Origin of the sequence: Escherichia sp. WS1118, from assembly GCF_046487695.1 — a bacterium.
Taxonomy (GTDB): domain Bacteria; phylum Pseudomonadota; class Gammaproteobacteria; order Enterobacterales; family Enterobacteriaceae; genus Escherichia; species Escherichia coli.
In genome coordinates this window covers 71,533-88,562 of the sequence record NZ_JBJQIZ010000012.1, presented here as the reverse complement: position 1 = coordinate 88,562, position 17,030 = coordinate 71,533, and the positions used below count along the sequence as shown (strand labels likewise).

At 50.1% G+C, this 17,030-nt stretch carries 18 protein-coding genes; 9 read left to right on the top strand and 9 right to left on the bottom strand.

Annotation, left to right across the window (positions count from 1 at the left end):
- Window positions 1-21 precede the first annotated feature (21 nt).
- Window positions 22-384, top strand: coding sequence for a protein YacL (gene yacL / locus ACJHYO_RS19240; protein WP_000384306.1), 363 nt, complete (start codon window positions 22-24; stop codon window positions 382-384).
- A gap of 37 nt (window positions 385-421) precedes the next feature.
- Here the strand turns inward: yacL and speD are convergent, their stop codons facing one another.
- The 3 genes from speD to ACJHYO_RS19225 form a co-directional block, all read right to left on the bottom strand.
- A complete protein-coding gene (speD, locus tag ACJHYO_RS19235; RefSeq protein ID WP_000734301.1) occupies window positions 422-1,216 on the bottom strand; it encodes an adenosylmethionine decarboxylase in 795 nt (264 codons plus the stop codon).
- Between the two features lie 15 nt (window positions 1,217-1,231).
- The gene (gene speE / locus ACJHYO_RS19230) at window positions 1,232-2,098 is read right to left on the bottom strand and encodes a polyamine aminopropyltransferase (protein WP_000818414.1); all 867 of its coding nucleotides are present in this window, start codon (window positions 2,096-2,098) and stop codon (window positions 1,232-1,234) included.
- Window positions 2,099-2,203: 105 nt separating this feature from the next.
- The gene (locus ACJHYO_RS19225) at window positions 2,204-2,551 is read right to left on the bottom strand and encodes a YacC family pilotin-like protein (RefSeq protein ID WP_001295568.1); all 348 of its coding nucleotides are present in this window, start codon (window positions 2,549-2,551) and stop codon (window positions 2,204-2,206) included.
- Between the two features lie 165 nt (window positions 2,552-2,716).
- On the opposite strand from ACJHYO_RS19225, the gene cueO reads away from it, so the two are divergent.
- Window positions 2,717-4,267 carry a multicopper oxidase CueO gene (gene cueO, locus ACJHYO_RS19220; RefSeq protein ID WP_001189641.1) on the top strand — a complete coding sequence of 517 codons (1,551 nt, stop codon included), beginning with the start codon at window positions 2,717-2,719 and terminating at the stop codon, window positions 4,265-4,267.
- A gap of 264 nt (window positions 4,268-4,531) precedes the next feature.
- Here cueO and gcd read toward each other — a convergent pair whose 3' ends face one another.
- Window positions 4,532-6,922, bottom strand: a complete 2,391-nt coding sequence (gcd, locus tag ACJHYO_RS19215; protein WP_001314426.1) for a quinoprotein glucose dehydrogenase — start codon at window positions 6,920-6,922, stop codon at window positions 4,532-4,534.
- A 205-nt stretch (window positions 6,923-7,127) separates the two neighbouring features.
- On the opposite strand from gcd, the gene hpt reads away from it, so the two are divergent.
- Window positions 7,128-7,664 (top strand): hypoxanthine phosphoribosyltransferase, encoded by a 537-nt coding sequence (hpt, locus tag ACJHYO_RS19210; protein WP_000683335.1) that lies wholly within the window; start codon window positions 7,128-7,130, stop codon window positions 7,662-7,664.
- Window positions 7,665-7,704: 40 nt separating this feature from the next.
- Here hpt and can read toward each other — a convergent pair whose 3' ends face one another.
- Window positions 7,705-8,367: a carbonate dehydratase gene (can, locus tag ACJHYO_RS19205; protein WP_000651600.1), complete on the bottom strand. Its 663-nt coding sequence runs from the start codon at window positions 8,365-8,367 to the stop codon at window positions 7,705-7,707.
- 108 nt (window positions 8,368-8,475) lie between these two features.
- On the opposite strand from can, the gene ACJHYO_RS19200 reads away from it, so the two are divergent.
- From ACJHYO_RS19200 to ACJHYO_RS19185, 4 genes are all read left to right on the top strand, one after another.
- Window positions 8,476-9,402, top strand: a complete 927-nt coding sequence (locus tag ACJHYO_RS19200) for an ABC transporter ATP-binding protein (RefSeq protein ID WP_000150638.1) — start codon at window positions 8,476-8,478, stop codon at window positions 9,400-9,402.
- Window positions 9,399-10,169: an ABC transporter permease gene (locus ACJHYO_RS19195; protein WP_000972203.1), complete on the top strand. Its 771-nt coding sequence runs from the start codon at window positions 9,399-9,401 to the stop codon at window positions 10,167-10,169. The genes ACJHYO_RS19200 and ACJHYO_RS19195 overlap by 4 nt, the downstream gene beginning before the upstream one ends.
- Window positions 10,170-10,273: 104 nt before the next feature.
- Complete coding sequence (locus ACJHYO_RS19190; protein ID WP_000902003.1) at window positions 10,274-10,714, top strand: PTS sugar transporter subunit IIA; 441 nt, start codon at window positions 10,274-10,276, stop codon at window positions 10,712-10,714.
- A gap of 63 nt (window positions 10,715-10,777) precedes the next feature.
- Entirely contained in the window at window positions 10,778-12,007 is a 1,230-nt protein-coding gene (locus ACJHYO_RS19185) for a polysaccharide deacetylase family protein (RefSeq protein WP_000277933.1), read from the top strand.
- A gap of 3 nt (window positions 12,008-12,010) precedes the next feature.
- On the opposite strand, the gene panD is transcribed toward ACJHYO_RS19185, so the two are convergent.
- A complete protein-coding gene (gene panD, locus ACJHYO_RS19180; protein ID WP_000621515.1) occupies window positions 12,011-12,391 on the bottom strand; it encodes an aspartate 1-decarboxylase in 381 nt (126 codons plus the stop codon).
- Window positions 12,392-12,664: 273 nt separating this feature from the next.
- On the opposite strand from panD, the gene ACJHYO_RS19175 reads away from it, so the two are divergent.
- Window positions 12,665-13,597 carry an Rpn family recombination-promoting nuclease/putative transposase gene (locus ACJHYO_RS19175; RefSeq protein WP_000339906.1) on the top strand — a complete coding sequence of 311 codons (933 nt, stop codon included), beginning with the start codon at window positions 12,665-12,667 and terminating at the stop codon, window positions 13,595-13,597.
- 68 nt (window positions 13,598-13,665) lie between these two features.
- Entirely contained in the window at window positions 13,666-13,869 is a 204-nt protein-coding gene (locus ACJHYO_RS19170) for a hypothetical protein (protein WP_000404125.1), read from the top strand.
- An 81-nt stretch (window positions 13,870-13,950) separates the two neighbouring features.
- Here the strand turns inward: ACJHYO_RS19170 and panC are convergent, their stop codons facing one another.
- The 3 genes from panC to ACJHYO_RS19155 all read right to left on the bottom strand — a co-directional run bounded on the left by panC (window position 13,951) and on the right by ACJHYO_RS19155 (window position 17,009).
- Window positions 13,951-14,802 (bottom strand): pantoate--beta-alanine ligase, encoded by an 852-nt coding sequence (gene panC / locus ACJHYO_RS19165; protein ID WP_410232545.1) that lies wholly within the window; start codon window positions 14,800-14,802, stop codon window positions 13,951-13,953.
- Between the two features lie 11 nt (window positions 14,803-14,813).
- The gene (gene panB, locus ACJHYO_RS19160; protein ID WP_000805462.1) at window positions 14,814-15,608 is read right to left on the bottom strand and encodes a 3-methyl-2-oxobutanoate hydroxymethyltransferase; all 795 of its coding nucleotides are present in this window, start codon (window positions 15,606-15,608) and stop codon (window positions 14,814-14,816) included.
- Between the two features lie 111 nt (window positions 15,609-15,719).
- Window positions 15,720-17,009 carry a fimbrial-like adhesin gene (locus tag ACJHYO_RS19155; protein ID WP_071590001.1) on the bottom strand — a complete coding sequence of 430 codons (1,290 nt, stop codon included), beginning with the start codon at window positions 17,007-17,009 and terminating at the stop codon, window positions 15,720-15,722.
- Window positions 17,010-17,030: the final 21 nt, after the last annotated feature.

Genomic DNA, 17,030 nt, shown 5'->3' with positions numbered 1-17,030 from the left:
CCAGGAGCAGAGGAACACACTATGGATTACGAATTTCTGCGCGATATTACCGGAGTGGTAAAGGTGCGCATGTCCATGGGGCATGAAGTGGTCGGGCACTGGTTTAATGAAGAGGTGAAAGAAAACCTGGCCTTGCTTGATGAAGTAGAACAAGCGGCGCACGCATTGAAAGGTAGCGAACGTTCCTGGCAACGGGCAGGGCATGAATACACTCTGTGGATGGATGGTGAAGAGGTGATGGTTCGCGCCAATCAACTGGAATTCGCTGGCGATGAAATGGAAGAGGGGATGAACTACTACGATGAAGAGAGCTTGTCGCTGTGCGGCGTTGAGGATTTTCTTCAGGTGGTGGCGGCTTACCGTAATTTCGTGCAGCAGAAGTAAGTAAATCAGGCGGAGCCTCCGTGCTCCGCCTGAGACGTTAAACAGCGGGCATATTGCGCCCGTAATAAATCTCGCGCATTTCTTTCCACAGCGCAGTGGTAATTTCCTGGCGCTCGCTGTCGGTTAAATCTTCCGGTTTGGTGTGGAACATGTAGTGCTTAAGGTCGAACTCTTTAAGCAACATCTTGGTATGGAAGATATTTTCCTGATAGACGTTTACATCCACCATGTCATACAGCGCCTTCATATCGTCAGACATAAAGTTCTGAATCGAATTAATCTCATGGTCGATAAAGTGCTTCATACCGTTAATGTCGCGGGTAAAACCGCGCACGCGATAATCAATAGTCACAATATCGGACTCAAGCTGGTGGATCAGGTAATTCAGCGCCTTCAGCGGAGAAATCACGCCGCAGGTAGAGACTTCAATATCGGCGCGGAAGGTACATAAACCGCCTTCAGGATGACTTTCCGGGTAGGTATGTACGCAAATATGACTTTTATCGAGATGGGCAACGACCGTTTCTGGCAGTGGGCCGGGGTGTTCTGTTTTGTCGATAAGTTTCGGGTCGACCGGTTCTTCACTCACCAGAATAGTGACGCTGGCACCTTGTGGCTCGTAATCCTGGCGGGCGATGTTAAGAATATTGGCCCCGATAATGGAACAGGTTTCTGACAGGATTTCGGTCAGACGGTTGGCATTATAGAGTTCATCGATATAAGCAATATAACCGTCGCGCTCTTCGGTAGTTTTGGCGTAGCAGATATCGTAAATACAAAAACTCAGACTTTTGGTCAGATTATTAAAGCCATGCAGTTTCAGTTTTTTCAATTTCTTATCTTCTCCTTAGGACGGCTGTGAAGCCAGTGCATCTTGCAGATACTGGGGTAAGGCAAAAGCTGCCGTATGGACTGCCGGATTGTAATAACGGCATTTCAGGCCAGAAGCGAGAAAACGCGCCTGAATAATTTCGGTTGAGAGATGGCGTAAGGCGTCGTTATCTGTCGCCCATGCAAAGGTCATGATGCCGCCGTAATAGGTCGGGATCGCCGCCTGATAAAAGCCAACATCGCTGAAGTAATGGCTGAGTTTGCGATGGCTGTCGATGGCCTCTTCCTGCTGTAAAAAGCAGACGCCGTTTTGTGCGACGAAGATACCGCCAGGATTCAGGCAACGTTTGCAGCCTTCATAAAATGCAGAAGTAAACAGACTTTCGCCGGGACCGATAGGATCGGTGCAGTCGGAGATAATGACATCAAAGGTCTGGCTGGTTTGATTAACGAAATTGACACCATCGTCGATCACCAGTTTAAAGCGCGGATCGTCGTAACTACCGGCGTTATGGTTGGGAAGATACTGACGGCAGAACGACACGACACCCGCATCGATTTCCACCATCGTGATTGACTCAACGTTTTTATGTCGGGTTACTTCACGCAGCATGGCACCGTCGCCGCCGCCGATAATCAGCACATGTTTCGCGTGACCGTGGGCCAGTAGCGGAACATGGGTCATCATCTCATGATAGATAAACTCGTCACGCTCGGTGGTTTGTACTACACCATCCAGCGCCATTACGCGACCAAATGCGGCGTTCTCAAAAATGATCAGATCCTGGTGATCGGTCTTTTCATGATACAGAACGTTATCTACCGCAAAGTACTGCCCAAACTGGTCGTGTAGCGTTTCATGCCACTGTTTTTTTTCGGCCATGGGTTGATACCTCCTTTGTTAACACCCGTAAAAAAATGGCGCAACATAATAGCTAACATTGACCGCGGATGCACGGTCAATATTTCTACAAAAAGGTATCAGGGATTATTTGACGTAGGCAAGCAGGCTTAAGGAATCGCGGGCCAGGGCTTTGCACTTTTTAGCGACGGGAATGCCAATGCCGCTGAGATCGCGGTAGCTGTCTTCACCGAGGGCTTTCATGTCGAAGGTGTCGTAATTACTGAGATCCCACTGGTTTTGCTGGGCGAAAAAGACCAGCGCGCGACGAATTTGCCCGTTAGGTAAGTTCTGGTAACCACAATCGTTCTTCAGAAAAACAAAAACTGCCGTTAAATCGGCCATATCTTCGGCTTCAGACTCGCTGAGCGCGTAACTGTTTGCGCAAACGGCCATCAGGCTGCCGAATAACACTGTTCTGAAAAACGTCTTCATTGCTTCTACCAGGGGCTTAAAGAAGATAAACGTTAGCACACTGCGAGCGAGGCGACGACCATTATTGTCGATTAAATTGTGTCTGCGGCTTGACCTTCCCGTAAGGGGAAGGACTATGCTCAACGTTTGATTTTGTTTCGCCTGCTTAAGAATAAGGAAATAACTATGCAACGTCGTGATTTCTTGAAATATTCCGTCGCGCTGGGTGTGGCTTCAGCCTTGCCGCTGTGGAGCCGCGCAGTATTTGCGGCGGAACGCCCAACGTTACCAATCCCTGATTTGCTCACGACCGATGCCCGTAATCGCATTCAGTTAACTATTGGCGCAGGCCAGTCCACCTTTGGCGGGAAAACTGCAACTACCTGGGGCTATAACGGCAATCTGCTGGGGCCGGCGGTGAAATTACAGCGCGGCAAAGCGGTAACGGTTGATATCTACAACCAACTGACGGAAGAGACGACGTTGCACTGGCACGGGCTGGAAGTACCGGGTGAAGTGGACGGCGGCCCGCAGGGAATTATTCCGCCAGGTGGCAAGCGCTCGGTGACGTTGAACGTTGATCAACCTGCCGCTACCTGCTGGTTCCATCCACATCAACATGGCAAGACCGGGCGACAGGTGGCGATGGGGCTGGCTGGGCTGGTGGTAATTGAAGATGACGAGATCCTGAAATTAATGCTGCCAAAACAGTGGGGTATTGATGATGTCCCGGTGATTGTTCAGGATAAAAAATTTAACGCAGACGGGCAGATTGATTATCAACTGGATGTGATGACCGCCGCTGTGGGTTGGTTTGGCGATACGTTGCTGACCAACGGTGTAATCTACCCGCAACACGCTGCCCCGCGTGGCTGGCTGCGCCTGCGTTTGCTCAATGGCTGTAATGCCCGCTCGCTCAATTTCGCCACCAGCGACAATCGCCCGCTTTATGTGATTGCCAGCGACGGCGGTCTGCTACCTGAACCGGTGAAGGTGAACGAGCTGCCAGTGCTGATGGGCGAGCGTTTTGAAGTGCTGGTGGAGGTTAACGACAACAAACCCTTTGACCTGGTGACGCTGCCGGTCAGCCAGATGGGGATGGCGATTACGCCGTTTGACAAGCCGCATCCGGTAATGCGGATTCAGCCGATTGCCATTAGTGCCTCTGGTGCTTTGCCAGACACATTAAGTAGCCTGCCTGCGTTACCTTCGCTGGAGGGGCTGACGGTACGCAAGCTGCAACTTTCTATGGACCCAATGCTCGATATGATGGGGATGCAGATGCTGATGGAGAAATATGGCGATCAGGCGATGGCCGGGATGGATCACAGCCAGATGATGGGCCATATGGGGCACGGCAATATGAATCATATGAACCACAGCGGGAAGTTTGATTTCCACCATGCCAACAAAATCAACGGTCAGGCGTTTGATATGAATAAGCCGATGTTTGCGGCGGCGAAAGGGCAGTACGAACGTTGGGTTATCTCTGGCGTGGGCGACATGATGCTGCATCCGTTCCATATCCACGGTACGCAGTTCCGTATCTTGTCAGAAAATGGCAAACCGCCAGCGACGCATCGCGCAGGCTGGAAAGATACCGTTAAGGTAGAAGGTAATGTCAGCGAAGTGCTGGTGAAGTTTAATCACGATGCACCGAAAGAACATGCTTATATGGCGCACTGCCATCTGCTGGAGCATGAAGATACGGGGATGATGTTAGGGTTTACGGTATAAAAAGACCGTATTCGGAAATATGCCCGGATCTCTCCGGGCATGAAACTGATGACAAACGCAAAACTGCCTGATGCGCTACGCTTATCAGGCCTACGCGCAATGTATTGAATTTGCAAATGTTTTGTAGTTTTGTAGGCCGGATAAGGCGTTCACGCCGCATCCGGCACGAACAAAGCGCACGTTGTCAGTTTTGTAGGCCGGATAAGGCGTTCACGCCGCATCCGGCATGAACAAATCGCACGTTGTCAGCAATCTGAGCAAGCCTTACTTCACATCATCCGGCAGCGCATAAGCCACAATATAGTCGCCCATCTTCGTACCAAATGAACCGTGACCGCCTGCGGAGATCACCACATACTGCTTGCCATTCACTTCATAGGTCATTGGCGTAGCCTGACCACCCGCTGGTAAACGACCCTGCCACAGTTTTTCACCGTTGCTCATGTTGTAAGCGCGCAGGTAGTTATCTGCCGTAGCGGCGATAAACAGCACGTTACCCGCCGTGGAGATTGGCCCGCCAAGCATCGGCATACCCATATTGAACGGCACCGGTACAGGCATCGGGAATGGCATACTGTCCTGCGGCGTACCAATACGTTTCTTCCACACCACTTCATTGGTTTTCAGATCCAATGCTGAGATATAGCCCCATGCTGGCTGTTTACATGGCAGACCAAACGGTGAGAGGAACGGGTTGAGCGTGACGCCATACGGTACACCGTACTGCGGCTGGATGCCGGATTCCGTACCCGTGCCTTTGGCATCTTTCGGCTGTTCCATCGGGTTACCCGGACCGCGTGGGATCAGTTTCGAAACAAACGGCAGTGCCATTGGGTTGGCAATCGCCACTTCACGATTCGGATCAACGGAAATCCCGCCCCATTCGAACATCCCCAGATTACCCGGGAAGACCAGTGTACCCTGTTCAGATGGCGGCGTAAAAATGCCTTCATAGCGCATCTGGTGGAACATCACGCGGCACACCAACTGGTCAAACATGGTGGCACCCCACATATCCGCACCGCTCAAATCTTTCGTCGGACGGAAGCTCAGTTCCGAGAAGGGTTGAGTAGGGGTCACGTAATCGCCTTTGGCAGCACCTTGGGGAACCGGTTTTTCCGGGGCCGGAACCACCAGTTCACCATTACGACGATCGAGCACAAAAATGTTGCCGGTTTTCGCCGGAGCGTAAATAACCGGCACTTTCTGACCATTAACGGTGATGTCCGCCAGCGTCGGCTGTGCCGGAAGATCCATATCCCACAGGTCGTGGTGAACGGTCTGATAGCTCCACGCCAGTTTCCCGGTAGTGGCATTCAGCGCCAGAATCGAGCTGGCATAACGTTCCTGTTCCGGTGTGCGGTTACCACCCCAAATATCTGGCGTGGTGACGCCCATCGGCAGATAGACCAGATCCAGCTTCGCGTCATAGGCCGCTGGTGCCCACGAGTTTGGTGAGTTAAAGGTAAAGGTGTGTTCGTCAGACGGGATCGCATTCGGATCTTTCGCGCCCGGATCAAAAGCCCACAGCAGCTCCCCGGTGTTAACATCAAAACCACGGATCACGCCAGACGTTTCGCGGGTTGAGAAGTTGTCGGTGACTGAACCGGCCATCACGATGGTTTTATCGGTGATAATCGGCGGCGAAGTCGGTTCATACAGACCCGGTTTGGTGTCCGGCATATTGCTTTGCAGATTGAGCACGCCTTTATTGGCGAAGGTTTCGCACAGCTTGCCGTTTTCAGCGTTAATTGCAATCAGACGACCATCATTGACCGGAAGAATGATACGACGCGGGCAATCCGCCATCACTTCCGGCGAAGCAGTTTCTGCTTTGGCTTCATGATAAGAGACGCCACGGCAGGTTACATGCTGGAAGGACTCGTTGGTTTTCAGCTCAGGATCGTAATGCCATTTCTCTTCACCGCTGGCGGCATCCAGCGCAAACAGACGTTGGTGCGCGGTACACAGGTAAAGGGTGTCGCCCACTTTAATTGGCGTCACTTCATTGGTGATTTCGCCCGGATCGTTCGGCTGCTTCACATCGCCAGTACGGAACACCCAGGCTTCTTTCAGCTTGTGGACGTTATCAGCGTTAATTTGTTTCAGAGGTGAAAAGCGTTGACCTTCCTGATTGCGACCATAGGCAGGCCAGTCCTGATCGGCAACGGGGGAGATGGCTTCTGCTGGCGTGGTATCGGCGCTTAAGGTGCCGCTGATTTCCTGCGGATCGTTAAATCCGGCCCAGGTCAGGATACCACCGCTAATCAGCAGTGCGACCACCAGTGCGGCAACTGCGCCGCTGGCAGGAATGACCAGGCGACGCCAGACAAACGGCAGGATCAGCCAGATGCCGAAGAAGACCAGAATGTCGCTGCGCGGAGTCAGCGCCCAGAAGTCGAAACCAACTTCCCAGACGCCCCAAATCATAGTGCCGAGCAGCAGGGCTGCGTACAGCCAAAGCGCGGCGCGTTTACTGCGCCACAGCATCCAGGCGACGCCGAGCATCACAAGGCCAGCGATAGGGTAGTACCAGGAGCCGCCAATCGCGACCAGCCAGCCTCCGCCAATGAGTAGATACAGCCCGCAAAGCGCTGCAAAAAGGGCTGTTAGCGTGACGAGTAATCGCCGCGAGCCGGTATTGTTAATTGCCATAAAGAGACACCATTTCAATTCATTAATATTTTAGTAGCAATTAATTATAGGTTTTAACATGTGTGATCGTCATCACAATTCGAGCTTTATTAACAGATTCCGCGAATGAATAGTTTTACTGGTATACTGCGTGTCTTGCGCTTTGTTGCGGTGCCAAAACCTGCCCGTGCGAAGTGATTTGTTTTTAAATCATATGGTTATAGATATGAAACATACTGTAGAAGTAATGATCCCCGAAGCGGAGATTAAAGCGCGTATCGCCGAACTGGGTCGTCAGATTACTGAGCGTTACAAAGACAGCGGCAGCGATATGGTGCTGGTGGGTCTGCTGCGTGGCTCATTTATGTTTATGGCGGACCTGTGCCGTGAAGTTCAGGTATCTCATGAAGTCGACTTTATGACCGCCTCCAGCTACGGTAGCGGCATGTCCACCACCCGTGATGTGAAAATCCTCAAAGACCTGGATGAAGATATCCGTGGCAAGGACGTGCTGATTGTTGAAGATATCATCGACTCGGGGAATACACTGTCGAAAGTGCGTGAGATCTTAAGCCTGCGCGAACCGAAGTCGTTGGCGATTTGTACGCTGCTGGATAAACCGTCCCGTCGTGAAGTGAACGTCCCGGTAGAATTTATCGGTTTCTCGATCCCGGATGAGTTTGTGGTGGGTTACGGCATTGATTACGCACAGCGTTACCGTCATCTGCCGTATATCGGCAAAGTGATTCTGCTGGACGAGTAAGTGTGAAGTTGCCGGATGTGTTGCATCCGGCATGGCGAATTTATTTGTGATTGATGTGCTTCAGCTTGAGGTTGGAGATCCCGTGACGGTAACGTTGCTCAAGGGTTTCGCGGTTAGTCGCTGTGACATCCAGATCACGCAGCAAGCCGTCGTGAATGCCGTAGGCCCAGCCGTGAATGGTAACTTTCTGCCCGCGTTTCCACGCTGATTGCATAATGGTGGAGTGGCCCAGGTTATACACCTGTTCCATGACGTTCAGTTCACACAAGGTATCCAGACGGCGCTCTTGCGGCATTTCGCCGAGCAATGAGCTATGTTTGAACCAGATATCGCGGATATGCAGCAGCCAGTTGTTGATAAGCCCCAGTTCTGGGTTTTCAACTGCGGCTTGTACGCCGCCGCAACCGTAGTGGCCACAGATAATAATGTGTTCAACTTCGAGTACATCCACTGCATACTGAACCACGGAAAGGCAGTTCAGGTCGGTGTGAATGACCAGGTTAGCAACATTACGGTGAACAAAGAGTTCGCCCGGCTCAAGACCGGTTAAACGTTCTGCAGGAACGCGACTGTCGGAACATCCAATCCATAGAAAGCGCGGTTTTTGCGCTTGTGCCAGTTTCTCAAAAAACCCGGGATCCTCTTCCACCAGCATTTTTGACCATAGTGCATTGTTGCTGATGAGTGTATCTATGTCTTTCATGGAGGTTAACGACCTGTAACCAAATAATTACGTTTGGCTAATATAGGGCAACTCCGGGACGATTTAAACCACAGATAAAGTGTAAGAACGTAAGGTAAGTAAAAATTTATGACCATTGCACTGGAACTTCAACAGCTTAAAAAAACCTATCCAGGCGGCGTTCAGGCGCTTCGTGGAATCGATTTGCAGGTCGAAGCGGGTGATTTTTATGCGCTTCTCGGGCCGAACGGGGCCGGAAAATCGACCACTATCGGTATTATCAGCTCTCTGGTAAATAAAACCTCCGGGCGGGTCAGCGTATTTGGTTACGATCTCGAGAAAGATGTCGTAAACGCTAAACGTCAGTTGGGTCTGGTGCCACAGGAATTTAACTTCAACCCGTTTGAAACCGTGCAGCAAATTGTGGTGAATCAGGCAGGGTACTACGGTGTGGAGCGCAAAGAAGCGTACATTCGCAGCGAAAAGTATCTTAAACAACTCGATCTATGGGGAAAACGCAACGAACGTGCGCGTATGTTATCTGGCGGGATGAAGCGCCGTTTAATGATTGCCCGTGCGTTAATGCATGAACCTAAACTACTGATTCTCGACGAACCGACCGCAGGCGTGGATATTGAACTTCGCCGCTCAATGTGGGGCTTTTTGAAGGATTTAAACGACAAAGGCACCACCATCATTCTCACCACACACTACCTGGAAGAAGCAGAAATGCTGTGCCGCAATATCGGCATTATTCAACACGGTGAGTTGGTGGAAAATACTTCGATGAAGGCGCTGCTGGCGAAGCTGAAATCAGAAACCTTTATTCTCGATCTCGCACCGAAAAGTCCGTTACCGAAGCTCGATGGCTATCAGTATCGACTGGTAGATACCGCCACGCTGGAAGTTGAAGTGCTGCGTGAGCAGGGCATCAACAGCGTATTTACGCAGTTAAGTGAGCAGGGCATTCAGGTATTAAGTATGCGTAACAAAGCTAACCGTCTGGAAGAGCTGTTTGTTTCACTGGTTAATGAAAAACAAGGAGATCGCACATGATGCATCTTTACTGGGTGGCGCTAAAAAGCATCTGGGCGAAAGAGATCCATCGCTTTATGCGTATCTGGGTGCAGACGCTGGTGCCGCCAGTCATCACCATGACCCTTTACTTTATTATCTTCGGTAACCTGATTGGTTCGCGTATTGGCGATATGCATGGCTTCAGCTACATGCAGTTCATCGTACCGGGGCTGATCATGATGTCGGTGATCACCAACGCCTACGCTAACGTCGCGTCATCATTTTTTGGTGCCAAGTTCCAGCGTAATATTGAAGAGCTGCTGGTAGCGCCGGTTCCGACTCATGTCATTATTGCCGGATATGTCGGTGGTGGCGTGGCGCGTGGTCTGTTTGTTGGTATTTTGGTGACGGCAATTTCACTGTTTTTTGTGCCGTTTCAGGTGCATTCGTGGGTATTCGTTGCCTTAACCCTGGTGCTCACTGCGGTGCTATTCTCCCTTGCGGGTTTGCTGAACGGCGTGTTTGCCAAAACGTTCGATGACATCAGCCTGGTGCCAACCTTTGTGTTAACGCCACTCACGTATTTGGGCGGGGTGTTTTACTCCCTGACTTTGTTGCCGCCGTTCTGGCAAGGGCTGTCGCACCTGAACCCAATCGTTTATATGATCAGTGGTTTCCGCTACGGCTTCCTCGGTATCAATGATGTTCCGCTGGTCACTACCTTTGGCGTACTGGTGGTCTTTATTGTGGCGTTTTATTTGATCTGTTGGTCGCTGATCCAACGTGGACGTGGTTTGCGTAGCTAAGGCTATTTCCTCTCCTCTGGATTTGGGGGAGAGGAGTTTTGACGGCTATCACCCTTTATCAACAATGGTCAGGGTAGACTGATTTTCGGCTAAGGAGGAAGGCGATGTTAGGTTGGGTAATTACCTGTCACGATGACCGGGCGCAAGAGCTACTGGATGCGCTGGAGAAAAAACATGGGGCACTTCTTCAGTGCCGGGCCGTGAATTTCTGGCGCGGATTAAGCTCTAATATGCTCAGCCGCATGATGTGCGATGCCTTGCATGAAACGGACTCTGGTGAGGGCGTTATCTTTTTAACCGATATAGCCGGAGCGCCACCGTACCGCGTGGCTTCATTATTAAGCCACAAACACTCCCGTTGCGAAGTGATTTCTGGTGTCACGTTACCGTTAATTGAACAGATGATGGCTTGCCGTGAAACCATGACCAGTTCAGCGTTTCGCGAGCATATTGTCGAACTGGGTGCGCCGGAGGTGAGTAGTCTTTGGCACCAACAACAAAAAAATCCGCCTTTCGTCCTCAAACATAATTTGTATGAGTATTAACCCGCGATTCTGATGACGCTTTTGCTACAATAAAAGCGTTGTTTCACCCTCGGTTATTTTTTCATGTACAAACAAGCTGTTATTCTCCTGCTGATGCTGTTTACCGCAAGTGTCAGTGCCGCGTTACCTGCCCGTTATATGCAAACCATCGAAAATGCCGCGGTCTGGGCGCAAATTGGCGACAAAATGGTGACGGTAGGGAATATTCGGGCCGGACAAATCATTGCCGTGGAGCCCACTGCCGCAAGTTATTACGTATTTAATTTTGGCTTTGGTAAAGGGTTTATCGATAAAGGCCATCTCGAGCCGGTTCAGGGGCGACAAAAAGTTGAAGATGGTTTGGGTGACCTCAACAAGCCGCTGAGTAATCAGAACTTAATAACCTGGAAAGATACGCCGGTTTATAACGCGCCGAGTGTGGGCAGTGCGCCATTTGGAGTACTGGCGGACAATTTGCGCTACCCGATTTTGCATAAACTGAAAGACAGGTTAAATCAAACCTGGTATCAGATCCGTATTGGCGATCGACTGGCCTATATCAGCGCGCTGGATGCCCAACCCGATAATGGCCTGCCAGTGCTAACCTATCACCATATTTTGCGCGACGAAGAAAACACCCGTTTTCGCCATACTTCGACGACCACCTCGGTACGCGCTTTCAATAACCAGATGGCCTGGCTGCGCGACAGGGGATACGCGACACTGAGCATGGCGCAGCTGGAAGGTTACGTGAAGAATAAGATCAATCTCCCTGCGCGAGCGGTGGTAATTACCTTTGATGATGGCCTCAAGTCGGTGAGCCGCTATGCGTATCCTGTGTTGAAACAATATGGTATGAAGGCGACGGCGTTTATTGTTACCTCGCGCATCAAACGTCACCCGCAGAAATGGAACCCAAAATCGCTGCAATTTATGAGCGTTTCTGAACTTAACGAAATTCGCGATGTATTTGATTTCCAGTCACATACTCATTTTTTGCATCGGATAGATGGTTATCGGCGGCCTATATTGCTGAGCCGTAGTGAGCACAATATTCTGTTTGATTTTGCACGTTCACGCCGCGCTCTGGCGCAATTTAATCCACATGTTTTGTATCTTTCTTATCCATTTGGCGGATTTAATGACAAAGCCGTGAAGGCAGCAAAAGAAGCCGGATTTCACCTGGCGGTGACGACCATGAAAGGCAAAGTAAAACCGGGGGATAATCCGTTGTTACTAAAACGACTTTATATCTTAAGAACGGATTCGCTGGAGACGATGTCGCGGCTGGTGAGTAACCAGCCGCAGGGATAACAATCAGGCAACCTGTACCGGAATCGCTTTCGCGGTACGTTTCATTTCGTTGTCGCCTTCAAAATAGGCGACGTTGGGTCGCCAGGTGCGAGCTTCTTCATCTGGCATGGTAACGAAGCTGGCGATGATGACAATATCGCCGACGCTGGCGCAGTGGGCCGCCGCACCGTTAACAGAAATAATTCTCGAACCGCGTTCTGCCGCGATGGCATAGGTGGAGAAACGCTTGCCGTTGGTGACATTCCAGATATCAATGGCTTCGTTTTCGAGAATACCGGCTGCGTCAAGAAAATCCTGATCAATGGCGCAAGAACCTTCATAGTGCAGGTCCGCATGAGTCACTTTCACGCGGTGGAGTTTGCCCTGCAGCATCGTGCGAATCATAACTTCTACCTTTCTACCCTGTCGTTAACGAAGCAGGCGATGCCTGCTTTGAGGAAATTCTCACGCAGTATTGCCCGATTTTTGTTTAGTGTCTACTCATCTGACGGCATTTGCAGCAGCAGTTTGCGTACCGTGCCGAAGCGTGCCATGTAACGCCTGTAACCAATTGAAATTTATCTGAACACTGCTCGGTAAACACTAAAGAGGCGGCTGACGACGGCACACCTTGACTGGATACTGCCTTCACGCAAGACCACACGGAAGGCAGGGAAGATGGATGCACCGAGTACCACACCGCATGATGCGGTGTTTAAACAATTTTTAATGCATGCGGAAACGGCTCGCGACTTTCTGGATATCCATTTGCCAGCGGAGCTACGCGAACTGTGTGACCTCGACACGCTGCATCTTGAGTCGGGGAGTTTTATTGAAGAAAGCCTGAAAGGGCACAGCACTGACGTGCTTTATTCCGTGCAAATGCAGGGCAACCCCGGTTATTTGCATGTTGTGATTGAACATCAAAGCAAGCCGGATAAGAAAATGGCCTTTCGCATGATGCGTTATTCTATTGCTGCCATGCACCGGCATCTGGAGGCTGACCACGATAAGCTGCCGCTGGTGGTGCCAATTCTGTTTTATCAGGGCGAGGCCACACCTTATCCGCTATCAATGTGCTGGTTTGATATGTTTTACTCACCGGAACTGGCGCGACGCGTCTATAACAGTCCTTTCCCGCTGGTGGATATCACTATCACACCGGATGACGAAATCATGCAACATCGGCGGATTGCGATTCTCGAACTGCTGCAAAAACATATTCGCCAGCGCGACTTAATGTTATTGCTGGAGCAACTGGTCACGCTGATTGACGAAGGGTACACTAGCGGAAGTCAGTTAGTTGCCATGCAAAACTATATGCTGCAACGCGGTCATACTGAACAAGCGGATTTGTTTTATGGTGTGCTGAGAGACAGGGAAACGGGAGGGGAGTCTATGATGACGCTGGCGCAGTGGTTTGAAGAGAAGGGAAGACAGGAGGAAAGGCAGGAGGTAAGACAGGAGGTAAGACAGGAGGTAATACAAGAGGTTAGACAGGAAGTAAGACAGGAATACGCCCTGCGTTTTCTGAGTAAAGGGATGTCTCGGGAAGACGTTGCAGAGATGGCAAATTTACCTCTTGCTGAGGTTGATAAGCTGATTAGCTAAGTTATCTGCATTATCAGTTATAGCCAGATAATTGTTATTGTTAACTGACCAGATAATTAAGGGAACATATGGAAATAAAGACACGGAGAGAAACCAGGCAGACGTTGGCGCAGTGGTTTGAAGAGAAGGGATTTCAGAAGGGATATAAAGAGGGACTCCAGAAGGTAAGACTGGCCCAGCGTCTTCTGAGTAAAGGAATGTCTCGGGAAGACGTTGCAGAGGTGACAGCTTTATCTCTTGCAGAGATTGATAAGCTAATTAACTCTAACTAAGTTGTCTACGATATGAATAATTGCCTACAGATAACGTGGCAATGAATAACTGGCGCCATCAGCCGTAGCGCCAGTTAAGCATTACGCCAGTTCGACTAGTTTGTTGTCGATCAGGCGAGCATCGCCAAGCCAGGCGGCTACCAGAATCACTGCGCGTTTGCTGTTTTCAGAGACCTCCAGCAATGTGTCGGCATCGCGAATCTGAATATCATCGGCGCGGAAGCCTTTTTCATTCAGTTCTTGCCCGGCAATAGCAATAATTTCATCGAGATCCCGTTCACCAGCCTGTAATTTATCGGCAATCGAACTTAAAACCTTGTACAGACCGGGCGCAATTTTGCGTTGTTCCGCCGTCAGATAGCCGTTACGGGAACTGAGCGCCAGACCGTCTTTCGCGCGCATAATCGGCACACCGACAATCTCAATATCAAAGCCCATATCAGCAACCATTTTGTGGATCAGCGCCAGTTGCTGAAAATCTTTTTCACCGAAGCAGGCGATGTCCGGCTGGACCAGATTGAACAGCTTGCTGACAATAGTCGAAACGCCGCGAAAATGTCCCGGACGGCTGGCACCTTCCAGCATGGTGGAAAGACCGGGAACATCAACATAGGTGTGGGTTTCAGTACCGTTCGGGTAGATCTCTTTTACCGAAGGCGCGAAAACTAAATCCACTTTACGTTTGTTCAGCTTTTCGCAGTCCTCTTGCAAGGTCCGTGGATAACGTGCCAGATCTTCCGGGCGGTCAAACTGCATTGGGTTAACGAAAATACTGACGACGACCACATCGGCGCGGGCTTTGGCTTCGTCGACCAGCTTCATATGGCCGTCGTGCAGGTTACCCATGGTGGGCACCAGCGCCACGCGCTTACCTTCCATACGCAGGCGGCGGATTTGCTGACGCAGCAGCGGCAGGGTTTCGATAATTAACACAACGTCACTCCTTAATGGAAACTGTGTTCTTCGCCCGGGTAAACGCCGGACTCCACTTCAGCCATATACTGCCGCACAGCCGCGCGGATGTCGCCCGTTTCGGCGAGGAAATTTTTGGCGAATTTAGGAATATGACCGCCGGTAATGCCGAACGCGTCGTGCATCACGAGGATTTGCCCGTCAGTGACGTTGCCTGCGCCAATACCGATAACCGGGATCGCCAGTGCTTCGGTAATGCGTTTTGCCAGTTCAACCGGCACGCACTCCAGTACCAGCAGTTGTGCCCCAGCAGCTTCTAAGGCTAATGCATCGCTGAGCAGTCGATCGCCCGCTTCATCGCCGCGCCCCTGGACTTTGTAGCCACCGAAAATATTCACTGACTGTGGGGTTAGGCCTAAATGACCACAAACTGGAACGGCACGTTCGGTCAGCATTTGTACGGTTTCCACCAGCCACTCACCGCCTTCAATTTTGACCATGTTGGCTCCGGCACGCATTACCGTTGCGGCGTTTTCAAAGGCTTGTTCCGGCGTGGCATACGCCATAAATGGCAGGTCAGCCAGCAGAAGGCAGTTTGGCGCGCCGCGACGCACAGCGGCGGTGTGATAGGCGATATCGGCAACGGTAACCGGTAGCGTGGAGTCATGCCCCTGAACCGTCATGCCCAGTGAATCGCCGACCAGCATGACGTTAAGTCCTTCTTCGGCAAACAGTTTTGCGAAGCTATAGTCGTAAGCGGTGATGGTTGCGAAACGTTTTTTGTCCTGCTTGCATTTCTGCAATGAAGCAATCGTGGTTGGTTTCATAGCGTATCCTGATAAATGATGTTGTGCTGTCTCGCATTTTATCAGTCACATTGGTGGGGGCAATGATTTATCCGTATCGCACCGCCGTTGTCTGGCGGTGCAATAGTGTTATCAGGGGTAGGTAACCTGAAAAGTGCTGGTGGCTTTAAAATCCCCCGGTTCTATAGCAATATTACCGTCTTGTTTTAATGTAGCCTGGAAATGAAGAGGTTGTGAGGTCCCGTTGCCTTGATCCGGGAAAATCCCTCCAGTAGTGTCATCTTCTGTTTCATAATCTTTATAAATAGACGTTGCATCATTTGGTTTCAGTACCATTTGTGCACTTTTAGTGTTTTTTAAACCTTCAATCAGTACACCAACGCCTTTTGCTGCGTCATTTCCTGTGAGTGTGTTAGCCAGAAGTTCTTTGCTTACACTACCCACCTTGTTTGACTTGAGTTTTGTTTCTATATTGCGAACACGAATACAGTTCTGTAGCGTGATATCAAAAGAAACCGCTGTTGCGCCATTTTTTATTTGTGCAGGGCTATAATCACCCATTTTAACCGTTGAACCACTTACCGATGGGCCACTAAGCGCCGCAGTAAAACAGGTAGGGTTTGTTAATACGATATCTGTCAGGTCAAAGTCTATTTTAAGAAAATAGCTGTAGTCATTGATACCAATGCCAGCACCATATGCTTTGAATGAGTAGAGGTAATTATCTGTTCTGGATAATGTTACCCGTTGATTCGTTGTCGGGTTAAAGTCGGTATCGGTATAAAATTCAATCGTGAGCGTTTGCATAACGCCGCCAACGGCCCAATATTTATTTTTTGTATTCGCATTGTTGCAAGACCAATATAGTGTTTGCTCGCTTTCGCCACGCCAGTTAAAAGATTGGCTCGTAGAATCGCCAATATACATGCCTGATGGGTTGATATCAGTATATGTATATGTTGACCAAATGTTTGATATTGCTAACGTGTAATACAGGCCTGGAACAGATGTCTTAAAGAGTTTATGTCCGCCATAACTTTTACCGGAATCAACCATTTTATTTTCAATATGCATTGGCCCGCCGCTTGTGCTACCACTCCTGTTACAGTAAAGGAAACCTCCACCTGAAGCGGAATCTAACTGCGCCCATTTTAATGACACCCCGGTTGGGCCAAGTTGGGTTGGTTTATAAAAAACTAAATTATTGGTGACTGAGCCATACCGGAATTTGACGGTAACATCTCCATTAGGACCTGTCTCTCGCCATTTTTGGCCTGATGGACCAACACCGTAATTATTCCCAACAACATAGCCGACGTGATCATCGGTACCGGCACTTGCTGTATAACAACAAGAGCACAGTGCTAAAAAAAGAAAGTATCTGAAGAATATCTTCATTTTTACTCCATTGTCATGCTGCAAGATAATGCTTGCAGCACTTTG